Source organism: Mycolicibacterium rhodesiae (genome assembly GCF_002086695.1).
GTDB classification, from domain to species: Bacteria; Actinomycetota; Actinomycetes; order Mycobacteriales; family Mycobacteriaceae; genus Mycobacterium; species Mycobacterium rhodesiae.
Genome location: NZ_MVIH01000012.1, coordinates 70,088 through 86,472, shown reverse-complemented (window position 1 = coordinate 86,472; position 16,385 = coordinate 70,088). Strand labels below are relative to the sequence as shown.

18 protein-coding genes are annotated in these 16,385 nt (G+C 67.9%); 5 read left to right on the top strand and 13 right to left on the bottom strand.

The features are described from left to right. Positions 1 to 135: 135 nt before the first annotated feature. Together BST42_RS21715 and BST42_RS21710 are read left to right on the top strand one after the other, a co-directional pair. A complete protein-coding gene (locus BST42_RS21715; RefSeq protein WP_083121391.1) occupies positions 136 to 441 on the top strand; it encodes an ArsR/SmtB family transcription factor in 306 nt (101 codons plus the stop codon). After that, positions 438 to 860 carry a Fur family transcriptional regulator gene (locus tag BST42_RS21710; RefSeq protein WP_083121390.1) on the top strand — a complete coding sequence of 141 codons (423 nt, stop codon included), beginning with the start codon at positions 438 to 440 and terminating at the stop codon, positions 858 to 860. Before BST42_RS21715 ends, BST42_RS21710 begins: the two co-directional genes overlap by 4 nt. Before the next feature lie 246 nt (positions 861 to 1,106). On the opposite strand, the gene BST42_RS21705 is transcribed toward BST42_RS21710, so the two are convergent. From BST42_RS21705 to recO, 3 genes are read right to left on the bottom strand one after another with little or no spacing between them, the layout of a single operon-like run. Continuing rightward, positions 1,107 to 1,490 carry a hypothetical protein gene (locus BST42_RS21705; protein WP_083121389.1) on the bottom strand — a complete coding sequence of 128 codons (384 nt, stop codon included), beginning with the start codon at positions 1,488 to 1,490 and terminating at the stop codon, positions 1,107 to 1,109. Positions 1,491 to 1,492: 2 nt separating this feature from the next. Next, positions 1,493 to 2,407, bottom strand: a complete 915-nt coding sequence (locus BST42_RS21700; RefSeq protein ID WP_207569551.1) for a decaprenyl diphosphate synthase — start codon at positions 2,405 to 2,407, stop codon at positions 1,493 to 1,495. Next, positions 2,367 to 3,188 (bottom strand): DNA repair protein RecO, encoded by an 822-nt coding sequence (recO, locus tag BST42_RS21695; protein WP_036344473.1) that lies wholly within the window; start codon positions 3,186 to 3,188, stop codon positions 2,367 to 2,369. Before recO ends, BST42_RS21700 begins: the two co-directional genes overlap by 41 nt. A gap of 64 nt (positions 3,189 to 3,252) precedes the next feature. On the opposite strand from recO, the gene BST42_RS21690 reads away from it, so the two are divergent. Beyond that, positions 3,253 to 4,704: an amidase gene (locus tag BST42_RS21690; RefSeq protein ID WP_083121388.1), complete on the top strand. Its 1,452-nt coding sequence runs from the start codon at positions 3,253 to 3,255 to the stop codon at positions 4,702 to 4,704. Here the strand turns inward: BST42_RS21690 and era are convergent. The 6 genes from era to BST42_RS21660 form a co-directional block, all read right to left on the bottom strand. Continuing rightward, on the bottom strand, positions 4,701 to 5,618 hold the full coding sequence (era, locus tag BST42_RS21685) for a GTPase Era (RefSeq protein WP_083121387.1): 918 nt from the start codon (positions 5,616 to 5,618) through the stop codon (positions 4,701 to 4,703). The genes BST42_RS21690 and era overlap by 4 nt on opposite strands. Further along, positions 5,611 to 6,903: a hemolysin family protein gene (locus BST42_RS21680; RefSeq protein ID WP_083121386.1), complete on the bottom strand. Its 1,293-nt coding sequence runs from the start codon at positions 6,901 to 6,903 to the stop codon at positions 5,611 to 5,613. The genes era and BST42_RS21680 overlap by 8 nt, the downstream gene beginning before the upstream one ends. After that, a complete protein-coding gene (gene ybeY, locus BST42_RS21675) occupies positions 6,900 to 7,436 on the bottom strand; it encodes an rRNA maturation RNase YbeY (RefSeq protein WP_083121385.1) in 537 nt (178 codons plus the stop codon). The genes BST42_RS21680 and ybeY overlap by 4 nt, the downstream gene beginning before the upstream one ends. Positions 7,437 to 7,447: 11 nt before the next feature. Beyond that, entirely contained in the window at positions 7,448 to 8,464 is a 1,017-nt protein-coding gene (locus BST42_RS21670) for a PhoH family protein (protein ID WP_083121384.1), read from the bottom strand. 80 nt (positions 8,465 to 8,544) lie between these two features. After that, complete coding sequence (locus BST42_RS21665; RefSeq protein ID WP_083121383.1) at positions 8,545 to 8,955, bottom strand: nuclear transport factor 2 family protein; 411 nt, start codon at positions 8,953 to 8,955, stop codon at positions 8,545 to 8,547. Next, complete coding sequence (locus BST42_RS21660) at positions 8,952 to 10,190, bottom strand: cytochrome P450 (protein WP_083121382.1); 1,239 nt, start codon at positions 10,188 to 10,190, stop codon at positions 8,952 to 8,954. The genes BST42_RS21665 and BST42_RS21660 overlap by 4 nt, the downstream gene beginning before the upstream one ends. 117 nt (positions 10,191 to 10,307) lie before the next feature. Here BST42_RS21660 and BST42_RS21655 point away from each other — a divergent pair, with 117 nt between their 5' ends. Continuing rightward, a complete protein-coding gene (locus BST42_RS21655) occupies positions 10,308 to 11,486 on the top strand; it encodes a LuxR C-terminal-related transcriptional regulator (protein WP_083121381.1) in 1,179 nt (392 codons plus the stop codon). Between the two features lies 1 nt (position 11,487). Here the strand turns inward: BST42_RS21655 and BST42_RS21650 are convergent, their stop codons facing one another. From BST42_RS21650 to hrcA, 3 genes are read right to left on the bottom strand one after another with little or no spacing between them, the layout of a single operon-like run. Next, positions 11,488 to 12,240, bottom strand: a complete 753-nt coding sequence (locus BST42_RS21650) for a 16S rRNA (uracil(1498)-N(3))-methyltransferase (RefSeq protein ID WP_083121380.1) — start codon at positions 12,238 to 12,240, stop codon at positions 11,488 to 11,490. A gap of 12 nt (positions 12,241 to 12,252) precedes the next feature. Beyond that, the gene (dnaJ, locus tag BST42_RS21645) at positions 12,253 to 13,395 is read right to left on the bottom strand and encodes a molecular chaperone DnaJ (protein ID WP_083121379.1); all 1,143 of its coding nucleotides are present in this window, start codon (positions 13,393 to 13,395) and stop codon (positions 12,253 to 12,255) included. A 26-nt stretch (positions 13,396 to 13,421) separates the two neighbouring features. Further along, positions 13,422 to 14,459 carry a heat-inducible transcriptional repressor HrcA gene (gene hrcA / locus BST42_RS21640; RefSeq protein ID WP_083121461.1) on the bottom strand — a complete coding sequence of 346 codons (1,038 nt, stop codon included), beginning with the start codon at positions 14,457 to 14,459 and terminating at the stop codon, positions 13,422 to 13,424. 186 nt (positions 14,460 to 14,645) lie between these two features. Between hrcA and BST42_RS21635 the strand changes: the two genes are divergently transcribed. Then, the gene (locus BST42_RS21635) at positions 14,646 to 14,969 is read left to right on the top strand and encodes a type II toxin-antitoxin system VapB family antitoxin (RefSeq protein WP_083121378.1); all 324 of its coding nucleotides are present in this window, start codon (positions 14,646 to 14,648) and stop codon (positions 14,967 to 14,969) included. Here the strand turns inward: BST42_RS21635 and BST42_RS21630 are convergent. Then, a complete protein-coding gene (locus tag BST42_RS21630) occupies positions 14,924 to 16,366 on the bottom strand; it encodes a sensor histidine kinase (RefSeq protein ID WP_083121377.1) in 1,443 nt (480 codons plus the stop codon). The two genes, BST42_RS21635 and BST42_RS21630, sit on opposite strands and share 46 nt — an antisense overlap. Positions 16,367 to 16,385: the final 19 nt, after the last annotated feature.

Genomic DNA, 16,385 nt, shown 5'->3' with positions numbered 1-16,385 from the left:
GTGCCACTCCTGTTCTGTGAACGGACAACAGCCCCATAGCCTAGCGACCTCTCACCGGAGCCTTTGACATGCGTGATCGTGCATGGAAAAGTGGACGCCAACTGGAAATCGTTTCCAATAACGGGGAGGTGTGCCATGACCACCGCCACCGACCATGCCGCCCTTCTGGAACGCGCCGGTGAGCTGTTGCGCGCGCTGGCCGCCCCGGTGCGGATCGCGATCGTTCTGCAATTGCGGGAGTCCCGGCGGTGCGTGCACGAACTCGTCGACGCGCTCGACGTCCCGCAACCCCTCGTCAGCCAGCACCTGCGAATCCTGAAGGCGGCCGGCGTGGTCGCCGGCGAGCGATCCGGACGGGAAGTGATCTACCGACTGGTCGACGAGCACCTCGCCGAGATCATCGTCGCCGCCATCAGCCACGCCGGCGAGGAGCACTCGTGACCGGAGCGGAAACCCGTCCGCGCGCGGGGGCGGGCGGGGTGCGTGCTACCCGTCAGCGGGCGTCCATCATCGCGCTGCTCGACACCGTCGACGAGTTCCGCTCGGCGCAGGAGTTACACGACGAGCTGCGCCGCCGCGGCGAGAACATCGGACTGACCACCGTGTACCGGACGCTGCAGTCGCTGTCGGCGGCCGATCTGGTGGACATGGTGCGCACCGACACCGGGGAGTCGGTCTACCGGCGCTGCGCCGGCGCGGACCATCACCATCACCTGGTGTGCCGAAGTTGCGGCGCGGCGGTGGAGGTCAGCGGTCGCGAAGTCGAGGCCTGGGCCGCGGAAGTGGCTGCCGAGCATGGCTTTTCGGACGTCAGCCACACGATCGAGTTGTTCGGCACCTGCGGGCAGTGCCGGAGCTGAGCTAGTCGAACTTTCCCGCGCTGGTGTCGATCTCGGCGAGCCACCCAACAGCTAGTCGACGAGTGTGGACTACATGCATTGCGTCCGCCTTTGAGCGACAACCGTTGTCGCTCGGAGGCGGACACCAACCGTGTTACCCAGAGCCTTCGGGCCCCGCAGAGCCGAGCTCGCGCGCCGAGATCGACGTCAGCGTGGGACCTACTCGAACTTTCCCGCGCTGGTGTCGATCTCGGCGAGGCGGCTGAGCTAGTCGACGAGCGCGCGGCGGGCATCGGCCCCGCCGGCGAGCACCATCAGCACCAGCGTCTGCAGCGCATGATCGGCCAGACCATCGCCGGGAAAGTTGTAGCGCAGCATGATGTCGCCCTTCTTGCCCGACTCGACGAACGTCACCGTCCCCAGCATCGTCGACTGCGCTTGCGCGGCAACACGTTTGCGAAGGTCGGCAGTCGACGACAGATCCCAGCCGAGGACCTGCGTCACCGACACCATCTTGATGTCCTCGGCAATGGTGACCGTCCGCAGCGACGCGAACGTCCCCTCATAGCGCACCGTCAGCGCGCCGTCCGGTTCCACCTCGACCGGCACGACAGCGCTCAGAACCTCGGCCAGCCGTGCGTCCAACAGCATGGTCAGGCCCGGCCGAAACGCCGGTTGCGCTCGGCGTACTCCTCGCATGCCGCCCACAAATCGCGCCGGTCGTAATCGGGCCACAGCTTGTCCTGGAACACATACTCGGCGTACGCGGCCTGCCACAGCATGAAGTTGCTCGCCCGCTGCTCCCCCGACGTCCTGATGAACAGGTCGACGTCGGGAATGTCGGGCCGGTGCAGATGCTCGGTGATCGTTGCCTCGTTCACCCGTTCCGGGTCGATCCGGCCGGCCACCGCATCACGCGCGATCTGTTTTGCCGCTTCGGCGATCTCGGCCCGCCCGCCGTAGTTCACGCAATAGTTCACCGTGATGACGTCATTGCCGACGGTCATGTTCTCGGCGATGTCGAACTCCTTGATCACGCTGCGCCACATCCGCGCCCGCGACCCCACCCAGCGCATGTTGACGCCCATCGCGTCCAGATTCTCGCGGCGCCGGCGCACCACCTCGCGGTTGAAGCCCATCAGGAACCGCACCTCTTCGGTACTGCGCCGCCAGTTCTCGGTGGAGAACGCGTACACCGACAGGTGCTGGATGCCGATCTCGATGGCTCCGCAGGTGATGTCGATGAGCACCGCCTCGCCCATCTTGTGGCCCTCGGTGCGGCTCAACCCGCGCTGCGTCGCCCAGCGTCCGTTGCCGTCCATCACCACGGCCACATGCTTGGGCATCTGGGCGGCCGGAATCGCCGGCGGCACGGCCTTGGAGGTGTGCTGGGGCGGCCGGCGCGGGCCGCCGTCCGGCGCGGGCGGCAGCTCCGGAAACACGACCGGCCACACAGAGGTGTCCGGGAACATCGGGTAGTCGTCGGGCGCCGGGGGCAGCTGCGGAAAGGTCTCTTTCCGCCTGCGCTCAGCCCCCCGCCACGAGCTGGTCACCCGGTTCATCGCCATATGGCTCATCCTGCCTGAACATCTCCATCCCGTGGTCAGCGGCCCGCCGGTAGACACGCTCCACCAGCGGCAAAGTGCGCAGCTGGCGTTCCAGATGCCACTGCAGATGCGCAGCCACCAAGCCGCTGGCGTGGCTGCGGTGCGACGGCGTCGAGGCCTCCGCAAGCTCCCAATCCCCGTCGTGCAGCGCGGACATCAGATCCAGCACCGCCTGCGGCGGTGTCGTCGAGCCGGACGGACGGCAATGCATGCAGACGCTGCCACCAGCGGCGATGTGGAACGCGCGGTGCGGTCCCGGTGCCGCGCAGCGGGCGCATTCGGTCAGTGACGGCGCCCAGCCGGCGATGCCCATGGCCCGCAGCAGGTAGGCGTCCAGGACCAGCTCGCGGCTGCGTGCACCGTCGGCCACCGCGCGCAACGCGCCGACCGTGAGCCGGTGCAGCGCCGGCGCCGGGGCGCGTTCCTCCCCGGCGAGCCGCTCGGCGGTCTCCAGGACCGCACAGGCGCTGGTGTAGCGACCGTAGTCACTGACGATGTCGGTGGCGAAGGCGTCGATCGACACCACCTGGGTGACGATGTCCAGGTTGCGACCGGGGTGCAGCTGGACGTCGATGTGAGCGAACGGCTCCAACCGGGAACCGAATTTGCTGCGGGTACGGCGCACGCCCTTGGCAACCGCGCGGACCAGACCGTGGTCGCGGGTCAGCAAGGTGACGATGCGGTCGGCTTCACCGAGCTTGTGCTGGCGCAGCACGACCGCCCGATCCCGATACAGCCGCATCCGACCAGTTTCCCACCGCATTGCGACATAACGGCGGACGCGCGCCGTTAGTCTCTACGTCGCCATGACAGCTCACCGGAGTCTGGGCAGGCCACCGCGGTTTCCGACCATCGGTGAGCAGCTCTATCAGTTGGCCAGCGGCACGGTCACGTCCGCCGAACTGGTCCGCCGGTCGCTGCGCGCGATCACCGCCAGCCAGTCCACGCTCAACGCGTTCCGGGTGGTGCTCACCGAGAGCGCACTGGCCGAGGCGGCTGACGCCGACCGCCGCCGGGCCGCCGGGGAGCAGGCGCCGCTGCTGGGCATCCCCATCGCGGTCAAGGACGACGTCGACATCGCCGGCGTTCCCACCTCCTTCGGAACCGCGGGACCCGTGCGCCCCGCGGCGCACGACTCCGAAGTGGTCCGCAGGCTGCGCGAGGCGGGCGCGGTCATCGTCGGCAAGACGAACTGCTGTGAACTGGGTCAATGGCCGTTCACCAGCGGCCCCGCCTTCGGCCACACCCGTAACCCCTGGTCGCGCAAGCACACTCCCGGCGGCTCGTCGGGTGGCAGCGCCGCCGCCGTCGCTGCGGGCCTGGTCGCCGCCGCCATCGGTTCCGACGGCGCAGGCAGTGTCCGGGTGCCGGCCGCCTGGACCCACCTGGTGGGTATCAAGCCGCAGCGCGGCCGCATCTCGACCTGGCCGGTTCATGACCCGTTCAACGGGATCACCGTCAACGGTGTGCTGGCGCGCACCGTGGCCGACGCCGCGCTCGTCCTCGACGCCGCCTCCGGCAACCATGACGACGACCCCTTCAAGCCACCGCCGGTACGGATGTCCGACTCCGTCGGGGCCGCCCCCGGACCGTTGAAGATCGCGCTGTCGACGCGCTTTCCGTTCACGTTCTTTCCCGCCAGGCTGCATCCCGAGATCAGGGTCGCGCTCAGCGCCATCGCCGAGCAACTCGGCCTGCTGGGCCACACTGTCATGGCGGGCAACCCCAACTACGGCCTGCGGCTGCCGCTGACGTTCCTGCCCCGCTCCACCGCCGGGCTGCTGGAGTGGGCCGACCGGCTCGGTGGCGACGTCACCTTCGACCCCCGGACCGAGTCCAACATGCGGGTGGGCCGGCTGCTGTCGGGGTCGATGCTGCGACGCGCCCGCGCCAGCGAACCGAGGCTGCACCGCCGCGTCGGGGCTATCTTCCGGTCCGTGGACGTCGTGCTCGCGCCGACGACCGCGCAGCCGCCTCCCCCGGCCCGCAGGTTCGACCGCCTGGGGCCGATGGGCACCGACCGCGCGATGATCGCGGCCTGCCCGGTGACGTTCCCGTGGAATCTGCTGGGCTGGCCCTCGATCAGTGTCCCGGCTGGATTCACCTCTGACGGACTGCCGATCGGCGTGCAGCTGATGGGCCCGGCCAACAGTGAGCCCCTGCTGATCTCCCTGGCGGCCGAATTGGAGGCCATCAACGGGTGGGCCAACAAGCAACCCGAGATCTGGTGGAACACCCCGGTACCCACCGAGATCTAAAAGCCAAGCCGGCCAAGCTGTTTGGGGTCACGCTGCCAATTCTTGGCGATCTTGACCCGCAGATCGAGATACACCTTGGTGCCGAGCAGCTTCTCGATCTGCGTACGGGCCACTGTCCCGACTTCTTTGAGCCGAGCGCCACCCTTGCCGATCACAATGCCCTTCTGACTGTCCCGCTCGACGTACAGCACGGCGTGCACATCGATGAGGTCGTCGCGGTCGGGCCGTTCCTCGATCTCCTCGATCACCACCGCCAGGGAGTGCGGCAACTCGTCGCGCACGCCCTCCAGCGCCGCCTCGCGAATGAGCTCGGCCATCAGCACTTCTTCGGGCTCGTCAGTGAGCTCCCCGTCGGGGTAGAACGCCGGGCCCGGCTGCAGCTGGCCGGCCAGCACATCGATGAGGATGTCGACCTGGTCGCCGCGCGTCGCCGACACCGGCACGATCTCGGCTGCAGTGTCGCCGACCAATTCGTGCACGGCGATCAGCTGCTCGGCGACCCGTTCCTTGGACACCTTGTCGATCTTGGTGACGATGACGACGAGGGTCGTGCGGGGGGCCACGTCGCGGATCTGTTCGTAGATCCATCGATCACCCGGTCCGATGTTCTCGTCGGCAGGAATGCACAGGCCGATAACGTCCACTTCGGAATAGGTGTCGCGGACCAGGTCGTTGAGCCGCTTGCCCAACAGCGTGCGCGGGCGGTGCAGCCCAGGGGTATCGACGAGGACGATCTGGAAGTCGGCGCGGTGCACGATGCCGCGAATGGTGTGCCGGGTGGTCTGCGGTCGATTGGAGGTGATCGCCACCTTGGTGCCGACGAGTGCGTTGGTCAGCGTCGACTTGCCGGTATTGGGCCTGCCGACGAAGCAGACGAAACCGGACCGAAATTCATTCTCAGCGGCGTCAGTCATCCTCGTCGTGTCCTTCCGGCTCGATCCGGCTGACCAGCACGGTGCCGATGCGAAGCCGCCCTCTGTGGTCCCGGCCGCCTTCGGCCTGCAGCCGCAGCCCATGTGAGACGACCTCGGCGCCGGGCAGCGGCACCCGGCCGAGTTCGAGGGCCAGCAGACCGCCGACGGTGTCGACGTCGAGGTCCTCCTCGAACTCGACGTCGTACAGCTCGCCGAGGTCCTCGATCGGCAGCCGAGCCGACACCCGGAACCTGTTGTCGCCCAATTCTTCGACGGGCGCCACCTCGCGGGTGTCGTACTCGTCGGCGATCTCGCCGACGATCTCCTCCAGGACATCCTCGATGGTGACCAGGCCGGCGATGGCGCCGTACTCGTCGACCAGCAAGGCCATGTGGTTGCGGTCGCGCTGCATCTCGCGCAACAGCTCGTCGAGTGGTTTGGAGTCAGGGACGAACACAGCCGGGCGCATGATGTCAGCCACCTTGGTGCCGCGGCCGCTGTCCGACGAGTAATAGGTGCGCTGCACAAGGTCTTTGAGATAGACGACGCCGACCACATCGTCGACGTTCTCCCCGATCACCGGGATTCGCGAATAGCCACTGCGCACCGCCAACGACGTCGCCTGGCTGGCGGACTTGTCGTTCTCGATCCACACCATCTCGGTGCGCGGCACCATCACCTCACGCGCGGCGGTGTCGCCGAGTTCGAACACCGACTGGATCATTCGGCGTTCGTCGTCGGCCACCACACCGCGCTGCTGCGCCAGGTCGACCACCTCACGCAACTCGATCTCGGAGGCGAACGGCCCGTTGCGGAAGCCGCGTCCCGGGGTCAGCGCATTGCCGAGCACGATGAGCAGCCGGCTGATCGGAGTGAGCAGAACCGAGATCGCCTGCAGCGGGACCGCCGACGTCAAGGCGATGGTGTAGGCGTTCTGCCTGCCGATGGTGCGCGGGCCGACCCCCATCGCGACGAAGCTCGCGACCGTCATGATGCCCGCCGCCGCCACCAGACCCCAGGTCAGGCCGAGGTCATCCCACAGGAACGCGACCAGCAAGACCGTCGCGGCCGCCTCGCACGCAATGCGCAGCAGCACAACGAGATTGATGTAGCGCGGCCGCTCGGCCATGATCCTGGCCAGCCGCAGGGCGCCGGGCCGCTCGTCGCGCACCAACTCCTCGACCCGCGCAATCGACACGGTACTGATGGCGGCGTCGATCGCGGCGAACAGACCGCCCAGCGCTATCAGCGCGATCGCACCGAGCAGCGCACTCCACCCCGTCACGGTTCGTCGAAGAACTGTGACTTGTCGAGCAGCCGACGGTCCTTCTCGATCTGCCGATCCTGGTGGTATGCCTCGACCTGCTCGGCCACCCACTCTTCGAGCAGGGTGCGTTGCAGGTCGAACATCTCCTTCTCCTCGTCCGGCTCGGCGTGGTCGTAGCCCAACAGGTGCAGCACGCCGTGCACGGTCAGCAGAGCCAGTTCCTGACCGAGGCTGTGGCCGGCGGCGCTGGCCTGGTCGGCGGCGAACTGCGGGCACAACACGATGTCGCCGAGCATCGACGGGCCCGGCTCGGGCGCATCCGGGCGACCGCCGGGCTCGAGCTCGTCCATCGGGAAGCTCATCACGTCGGTGGGACCGGGCAGGTCCATCCAGCGCATGTGCAGGTCGGCCATCGCGTTGCTGTCCAGCAACACCATCGACAGCTCAGCGGCCGGATTGACGTCCATGCGACGAATCACGAAGCGCGCGACGCTGATCAGTTCCTCTTCGGAAACGTCGAGGCCGGATTCGTTGGATACCTCGATGGTCATGTGAGATGCCCCTAGCGCCGCGTCGAGCGACGTTGCGAGCGGTTCATCAGCGCCGGCTGCTCGGCCTTGGCGTAGGCGTCGACGATCTCCGACACCAGGCGGTGGCGCACCACGTCGGCGCTGGTGAGTTCGGCGAAATGGATGTCGTCGATACCGTCGAGGACGTCCATCGCCGCCCGCAGACCGGACTTGGCGCCGCCCGGCAGGTCGACCTGGGTGATGTCACCGGTGACCACGATCTTGGAGCCGAACCCCAGCCGGGTGAGAAACATCTTCATCTGCTCGGCGGTGGTGTTCTGCGCCTCGTCGAGGATGATGAACGCGTCGTTGAGCGAGCGGCCACGCATGAAGGCCAGCGGCGCGACCTCGATAACCCCGGTGCTCAGCAGGTTCGGGATGGCGGCGGGATCCATCATGTCGTGCAGCGCGTCGTAGAGCGGCCGCAGGTACGGGTCGATCTTCTCGGTCAGCGTGCCGGGCAGAAACCCAAGGCGCTCACCGGCTTCCACCGCAGGCCGGGTCAGGATGATCCGGGTGACCTGTTTGGTCTGCAGCGCATTGACCGCCTTGGCCATGGCCAGGTAGGTCTTGCCGGTGCCCGCGGGACCGATACCGAACACGATCGTGTGGGCGTCGATGGCGTCGACGTAGCGCTTCTGGTTGAGCGTTTTGGGCCGAATCGTCTTTCCGCGCCGGGACAGGATGTCGAGCGTCAGCACCTCGGCCGGTGACTCGTTGTCGGCTCCGGTCAGCATCCCGACGCTGCGGCGCACCGCGTCCGGGGACAGCGTCTGACCACCGGCCACGATCGCGATGAGTTCGGAGATCACCCGTTCGGCCATCGCGACGTCGGCCGCCTCGCCGGACAGGGAGATGGTGTTGCCTCGAACATGGACATCGGCCGAGAGGCTGCGTTCGAGTGCGCGCAGATTCTCGTCAGCGGAACCCAGCAGGCCCACGACGAGGTCGGGCGGAACAGTCATGCTGCTGCGCACTTGCGAGGCAGCGGTCGTCTCGCGGGGCGTCACGTGGTCTTCGAAGCCTGCTTCCTGGGTCCCGGTTAGGTGGAAACACCAGTTTACCGTCCGAGCGCCGCACCTCCCACTGGTTAACCCACAGTCGGGGTGAACGCCTGATGGGTCAGCGCCGAGTTCATGAAGTCCCGGAAGTGCAGCCACTTGCCGTCGCGCAGCGTGATGATGTGGGCGAACTCCGACTCCCAGGTGTGCCCGGTCGCCGTCCGCAGGAACTTCTGGTGACCCCAGACCGCCAGGTTGTCGCCGTCGCCGATGAACAGCCACGGTTCCATCGCCACGATCTCGATGTGGGCGCCCACGGTGCTGAAGAACTCTCCTGCCGCGTCGATGCCGTGGTAGTCCCCGGCGTACGGGATGGCGTCGCTGCCGTAGTAGGTGATGCGGACTTCCGGATCCATATGGCTCAGCGCCGTCGCCAGGTCACCGGCCGGGACCGCGGCGTAAACGGCCCGGGTGACGGCGATATTGGTGGTCTCGCTCATCGGCTCAGCTGCATCGGCAGACGGACGAAGCCATGGGTGAGCAGGCTGGCGGTCTGCCGCTCGGCGGGTTCCTCGGACAGGCCGATCACCGAGTAGCGGTCCAGCACCGCATTGACGATCGACAGCACCTCCAGCCGGGCCAGTGGCGCTCCGAGGCAGAAGTGCAGGCCATGGCCGAACGCCAGATGCTGGCGGATGTTGGGCCGGTCCAGGTCCAGGCGCGCGGGATCTTCGAACACTGCCGGGTCATGGTTGGCCGAGCCGAAGAACAATGCCACCCACTCCCCTTTGCGGATCGTGGCGCCGTCGATCTCGACGTCGCGGGTCGCGATGCGGAACAGCCGGTTCGGCCCGGTGAGCCGCGCGACCTCCTCGATGAACGTGCTCAGCAACGAACGGTCGGCCCGTAGCCGGGCGGTCACCGCGGGTTCGCGCGCCATCGCATCGAGAACGCTTCCGATGAGATAGGTCGTCGTCTCGCTGCCGGCGACCACGAGCGTGACGCAGAACCGCACCACCTGCTCCGGGGTGAGCCGCTGGCCGTCGAGTTCGGCCCGCAGCAGCGCCGATATCAGGTCTTCGGCATCCTCGATGTCCTGTGAATCGTCAACGCGCGCAAGCTTTTCAGTGACACGCTCGGTGAACGCCGTGACCATCTCGAAGTTGCTGGCCATCCGCTCTTCGGGAGTCATCGTCGACGACAGCATGAACGCGTTAGCCCAGTTCTTGAATCGCACGTGGTCGCCTTCGGGAAGACCCAGCAGGCGCACCATCGCCCGGGTGGGCACCTCATCGGCGAACTCCATCACATCGCGATCGCCGTCGCCGGTGCGGTCGTCGAACTCGACGAGCAGGATCGGCACCAGTTCGTCCAGCCAGCTCTCGAGCCGCCGGATACGCCGCGGCGAGAATGCCTGGCTGACCAGTTTGCGTTCGGCGGTGTGCGCGGGCGCGTCGGTGTTGACCAGCATCAGGCTCGGCGCAGACGACGCCTCCTGGATCGGGTCGCGCGACGAGAACGTCTCGCTGTCCCGCGCCGCCGCGAGCACCTGGTCGTAGCGGAACAACGCCCACGCGGTGACCGGTTCGTCGGCGCCGGGCACCGTGCCCGGCGGCCAGTCCCGGTAGCCCGCCACCGGCGAGGAATCGCGCAGTTGCTCGTAGAGCGGATACGGGTTCGCGATCCCCTCCGCGGTGGTGAGCAGATGCAGGGCAGAGGCCGTCGTCGAGGTCATGCGAACAGCCTCATTGCTCGTCTGAGCCTGGTCGATCTCCCGATGGAGGTCAGTTGCGCTCCCGACCGAGCGGTTTTGCCACCAGCGCCTCGATCGCGGTGAGAGCATCGCCTCACTGTGACCACTCCCACCGACTGTCTGCCCGTGACCGCGCTGATCGACGGCAACCACCCCGGCTGGGCATCCAAAGCCCCGCCGGTCAGTGCGGTGTCCCGCCGCTACGACGAGGCCTGCCGGCTCGGGATCGTCGAACCTACCGACGACCCGGTCCGGGCGGTCGCCGACACCGTCGACGCGCAGGCCGCCTTGGTCCGCGAGGCGCTCGAAGCGCTCGGCGACGAACACGCGCTCGCCGCGCTGGAAGCCGTGCTCGACCTGTCCCTGCTGGAGCGCCAGCTGATCGAGGACAGCGCCCGGCGCCGGACGCTGGCGCTGTTGCGGGTGCAGGAAGGCTTGTCGAAACTACGTGGCATCGACGAGGTCGCCAAGATCGTCGACCGCGCGCCGCGTGAGCTCGTCGAGTCGTGCGGCTTCGACCGCGCGGTTCTGTTCCGGGTGCACGAGGGCAAGATGGTGATGGAGTCGGCCTACTTCGGTGACGACGTCGAGGGCGCCGAGAAGATGGTCGCGTTCGCCCAGTCCGTCGCCCCGCCGCTGGACCACATGCTCCTCGAGACGCAGATGATCCGCAGGCACGCACCGGAAATCGTGCGCGACGCCCGCAACGATCCGCGGGTCAACCGCCCGATCATCGACTTCTCGCTGACCCACTCCTATGTCGCGGCACCCGTGATGCCGACCGGACGGGTGATCGGCTTCCTGCACGCCGACCGGTTGTACTCCGGGCGCACCGTCGACGAGATCGACCGCGACACCGTGTGGGCGTTCGCCGAGGGATTCGGCTACGCATTCGAGCGGACCGTGCTGATGGAGCGGATGCGGCGCCAGCACGCCGACGTGCGCAACGCGCTCGCCACCGCCGAGCAGGCCGCCCAGGCCCTCCAGGACGCCGACCTGGAACTGCGCAAAGTCGAGCCCGCCGAGCGCAGCACGGCCAGCCGGCGGCTGGCGGAAGTGGAATCGCGGGTGCACGAGATGCTGACCCGCCGCGAAGCCGAGGTGCTGCGGTTGATGGCCGACGGGCGCACCAACCAGCAGATCGCCGATGAACTGGTGATCACCCCCGGCACGGTGAAATCCCATGTGAAGCGGGTACTTCGGAAGCTGCACGCCAGCAACCGCGCCGAGGCGGCGTCGATCTATGCGCGCCTGGCAGCCCGGCCCGATCCGGCCTGACTCAGCCGGTCGACCAGCGGTCGGTGAGCACGCCGAGCGCGCCCAGCGCCACCGCGGCGGCGGTCGTGGTGCGCAGCACCGTGGGGCCGAGCCGGACCGCCGTGGCACCCGCATCGCCCAGCCGGGCGAGTTCGGCATCGCTGATCCCACCTTCGGGGCCCACGATCAGCATGATCGAATCCGCTTGGGCCACCGGCAGTTCGGCCAGCGGGCGGTCGGCAGATTCGTGCAGTGCAAGCACCAACCCACCGGCTGCGGCGCGTTCGGCAACCACACCCGTCAGCGCGCTCGTCGACATCGGGCCGTCGATCGACGGGATGTAGGCGCGCCGCGACTGCCTGGCCGCCGAGCGGGCCACCGCGCGCCAGCGGCGCAGGCCCTTCTCGGCGCGCTCACCGTCCCAGCGCGCCACACACCGGTCGGCCTGCCAGGCGACGAAGTCGTCGGCGCCCGCCTCGGTGGCCAGCTCGATCGCCAGTTCTGAGCGCTCCGACTTCGGAATGCCCTGCGCGACGCTCACCGCCGGACGCGGGCGCGGAAGGGCCCAGCGCTCCAGCACCTGCGCCGAGAATCCGCGCTTGCCGGTCTCGACCACCTCGCAGCGGGCCAGCGTGCCGTCACCGTCGGACAGGACGAGTTTCTCGCCAGGCCGGATGCGCCGGACCGTGGCGGCGTGAAAGCCCTCGTCGCCGTCGACGGCAGCCCGCTGCCCCACCATCGGAATGGCGTCGGCGTAAAACAGTGTGTCGGCCACGGAAGCCGGAGCCTAACGGCCGCTGAATGTTTCGCGTAGCCGACTGAACAGTCCGCCGTTGTTGCCTGCCACGGCGTGCGTGGACTTGACCTCCGGTTCGGCATGGCTGCGGGTCTTGAACTCGGCGAGCAGTTCCCTGGCCCGGGCGTCGAGCTTGCCGGGCACCGTCACCTCGATGTGCGCATGCAGATCACCCCGCACACCGGACCGCAGATGCGGCATCCCGTGCCCGCGCAGCGTGGTCACCGAACCGGGTTGGGTGCCCGGTGCGATGGCGATCTCGGTGAGCCCGTCGAGGATGCCGTCGACGGTGACCGAGGTGCCGAGCGCGGCATCGACCATCGGTACCGACACGGTGCAATGCAGGTCGTCGCCGTCGCGGACGAAGATGTCGTGCTGTTGCTCGTGAACCTCGACGTAGAGGTCGCCTGCCGGGCCGCCGCCAGGGCCGACCTCACCCTGCGCGGCCAGCCGAACCCGCATGCCGTCGCCGACACCGGCCGGAATCTTCACGCTGATGTCGCGGCGCGCACGCACCCGCCCGTCGCCGGCGCAGCGGTGGCAGGGATCGGGAATGACCTCGCCGACGCCGCGGCAGGTCGGGCAGGGCCGCGAGGTCATGACCTGACCCAGCAGCGAACGCTGCACTGTCTGCACCTCGCCGCGCCCGCCGCAGGTGTCACAGGCAACAGGCGTGGAGTCGCCGTGAGTTCCCTTGCCCTGGCACACATCACACAGCACGGCGGTGTCGACGGTCACCTGCTTGGTCACCCCGGTCGCGCACTCCGAGAGATCCAGGCGCATCCGCAGCAGGGAGTCCGATCCGGGCCGCACCCGGCCGATCGGGCCGCGCGCCGCGCCACCGCCACCGAAGAACGCCTCGAAGACGTCACCCAATCCGCCGAAGCCGCTGAAGCCGTTGGCTCCCGCTGCGGCGCCTTCCAGCGGGTCGCCACCCAGGTCGACGATGCGCCGCTTCTCCGGATCGGAGAGCACCTCGTAGGCGGCGCTGATCTCCTTGAACTTGTGCTGGGCCTCTTCGTCGGGGTTGACGTCGGGATGGTATTCGCGGGCCAGCTTTCGATAGGCGCGCTTGAGCTCCTGATCGCTGGCGCCTTTGCTCACCCCGAGCAGGCCGTAGTAATCCCGTGCCACTGTTGACCTTTCGAATTCCCCGCCGGCTAGCCGGCTCGGTGTCCTAGGACATCGCCGATGTACATCGCAACTGCTGCGACGTTGGCGATAGTTCCCGGATAGTCCATTCTGGTGGGTCCCAAAACACCCATGCCGCCGTACACGGTGCCCGAGCTGCCGTAGGTCGTGCTGATCACCGATGTTCCGGCCATCTGCTCGGCCTCGGTTTCCTGGCCGATGCGCACCGTGACCTTACCCGCTTCCTGTGACGCGGCCAGCAGGCGAAGCACCACAACCTGTTCCTCGAGGGCTTCGAGGATCGAGCGCAGCGATCCGCCGAAGTCGGCGGTGTTGCGGGTCAGGTTGGCGGTGCCACCCATCAGCAGACGTTCTTCATTGTGCTCCACCAACGACTCGAGGAGCACGGTGGCCGACCGGCCGACGGCATCGCCGAGCCCGCCCGAACCGTCCAGCCGAGCAGCCAGGTCGGCGACCGCGACCGAGGCCGCCGCCAGGCGTTTGCCCTCCAGCGCTTGTCCGAGCAATTCGCGCAACTGGGACAGCTGGTGGTCGTCGATGGTGTCGCCCAGCTCAACGATGCGCTGATCAACCCGGCCGGAGTCGGTGATCACCACCATCAGCAGCCGGGCCGGCGTCAACGCCACGATCTCCAGATGCCGCACCGTCGAGGTGGACAACGTCGGATATTGGACGATCGCGACCTGCCGGGTCAGCTGGGCGAGCAGCTTCACCGCACGGCGCAGCACGTCGTCGAGGTCGACCCCCGATTCCAGGAATTGGAGGATCGCCCGGCGCTCGGAGGCCGACAGCGGCTTGACGTCGTCGATCCGGTTGACGAACTCGCGGTAGCCCTTCTCGGTGGGCACTCGGCCCGAGCTCGTATGGGGCTGTGCGATGTAGCCCTCCGCTTCGAGTACCGCCATGTCATTGCGCACCGTTGCGCTGGATACACCCAGGTTGTGGCGGTCGACGAGGGCTTTGGAACCGATCGGTTCCTTGGTCGCCACGAAGTCGGCGACGATGGCCCGGAGCACCTCGAATCGGCGGTCGTCAGCACTTCCCATCTGGTACACCTCCAAGTCGTCTCCATTTTACGGACACCAACAGCACATTTAGCACCCACGCACTCGGAGTGCCACCGGCTCGGCTCGTGGGCGTACGGATGTTCGCCCACCGCTGACGTTCCGGCCACCAGCGACTAGCCTTGCTCGAATGGTGACGCGGGGTCGGTCTGCAGGGACGACGGCCCGATGATCTTCAAGGGCGTTCGGGACGGCAAGCCCTACCCCGAGCACAACCTCTCCTACCGCGACTGGTCGCAGATTCCGCCGCGACAGATCCGCCTCGACGAGTTGGTCACCACCACGACCGTGCTGGCATTGGACCGCCTACTGTCCGAAGACTCGACGTTCTACGGCGACCTGTTCCCGCACGCGGTCCGCTGGCGCGGCGTGATCTACCTCGAGGACGGCCTGCACCGGGCGGTCCGGGCCGCGCTGCGTAATCGCACCGTCCTGCACGCACGGGTCTACGACATGGACGGCGGCGTAGCCGACCAGTTCTCGGCCAGCTGACGCCCCGCAGGCAGGCGCACCGTGAATTGCGTTCTGCCCGGACGGGATCGCGCGGTGACCGTGCCGCCGTGCGCTTCCACGATCGACAGCACGATTGCCAGACCGAGTCCACTGCAGCCCAGCTCCCGGGACCGCGACTTGTCGGCGCGGACGAATCTGCCGAACAGGTTGGGCATGATCTCCTCGGGGATACCGGGTCCGTCGTCGCTGACGACGAGTTCCACCCACCCGTCGCTGCCGGTGGACAGCGATGTGCTGACGGTGACTCCCGCCGGGGTGTGCACCCGGGCGTTGCCGAGCAGATTTGCCAGCAACTGGTGAAGTCGGGCGCGGTCGCCGCGAACCCAGATCGCATGCTCGGGCAGATCGATCACGAAGTGGTGCTCCGGCGCGGTCACCGAAGCGTCGTTGACGGCGTCGGCCACCACGTCGCACAGGTCGAGGTCTTCGAGCTCCAGGTCACCGCCTTCGTCGAGCCGCGACAACAGCAGCAGGTCGGCCACCAGCGACGCCATCCGGCGGGACTCCGCCTCGATGCGGGCCAGCGCGTACTCGGTGGTGGGCGGCAGCGAGTCGCTGTCCTGGCGGGTCAGTTCGGCGTAGCCGAGGATCGAGGCCAGCGGTGTGCGTAGTTCGTGACTGGCGTCGGTGAGGAATTGGCGCGTTCGCCGGCCGGACGCCGCGATCTCGGCGAGCGCGGAATCGACATTGGTCAGCAGCCGGTTGAGGGTATGGCCGACGACGCCGATTTCACTGGCCGGGTCGGTGTCGGCCGGGTTCACCCGGGCGGTGATCCGATAGTCGGTGGCATCCAGCGGGAGGGCGGCGACCTGGCCGGCGACGTCGGCGACGCGCCGCAGGGGGCGAAGCGCGTAGTTCACCACGATCATCGTTCCCAGCCCGGTCACCGCGACGGCGAGTACCACCAGCAACACCACGGTCAGGCCTTTGCCCGCGACGGTCTTGTTCGCCAGATCCAGCGACACCGCCGACACCAGTCGCTCGCCACCGGGATAGTCACTGTGCCCGACCCGGTGCGAACCCATGTCGCCGAGCTCGACGGTCTGCGGGTCGCCGTCACCCCAGTCGATCCGCTCCAACGCGCGCAGAGCATCCGGCGGAGCCGGGACGGGTTCACCGTCGGTGAACGCGCTGGCATACACCACCCGGTCGTCGCGCAGCAGTGCGATCACGGTGCCGGGCCCCTGGCCGGGGAACTCATCCAGGTCGCCGTGGCCGCCGCTGCCGTCTTCGGGCAGCTGCTCGATGTCGCCGTACCGCTTGGCCTTGGCATACGAATAGCTAAACGCGGCAAGCGAATTGGACACCTGACTGTTGGCCAGACTCATCGCCTCGTCGCGCAGACTCATCACCGCGACCGCGCCGATGGCGATCATCGCGACGCTGCTGATCGCC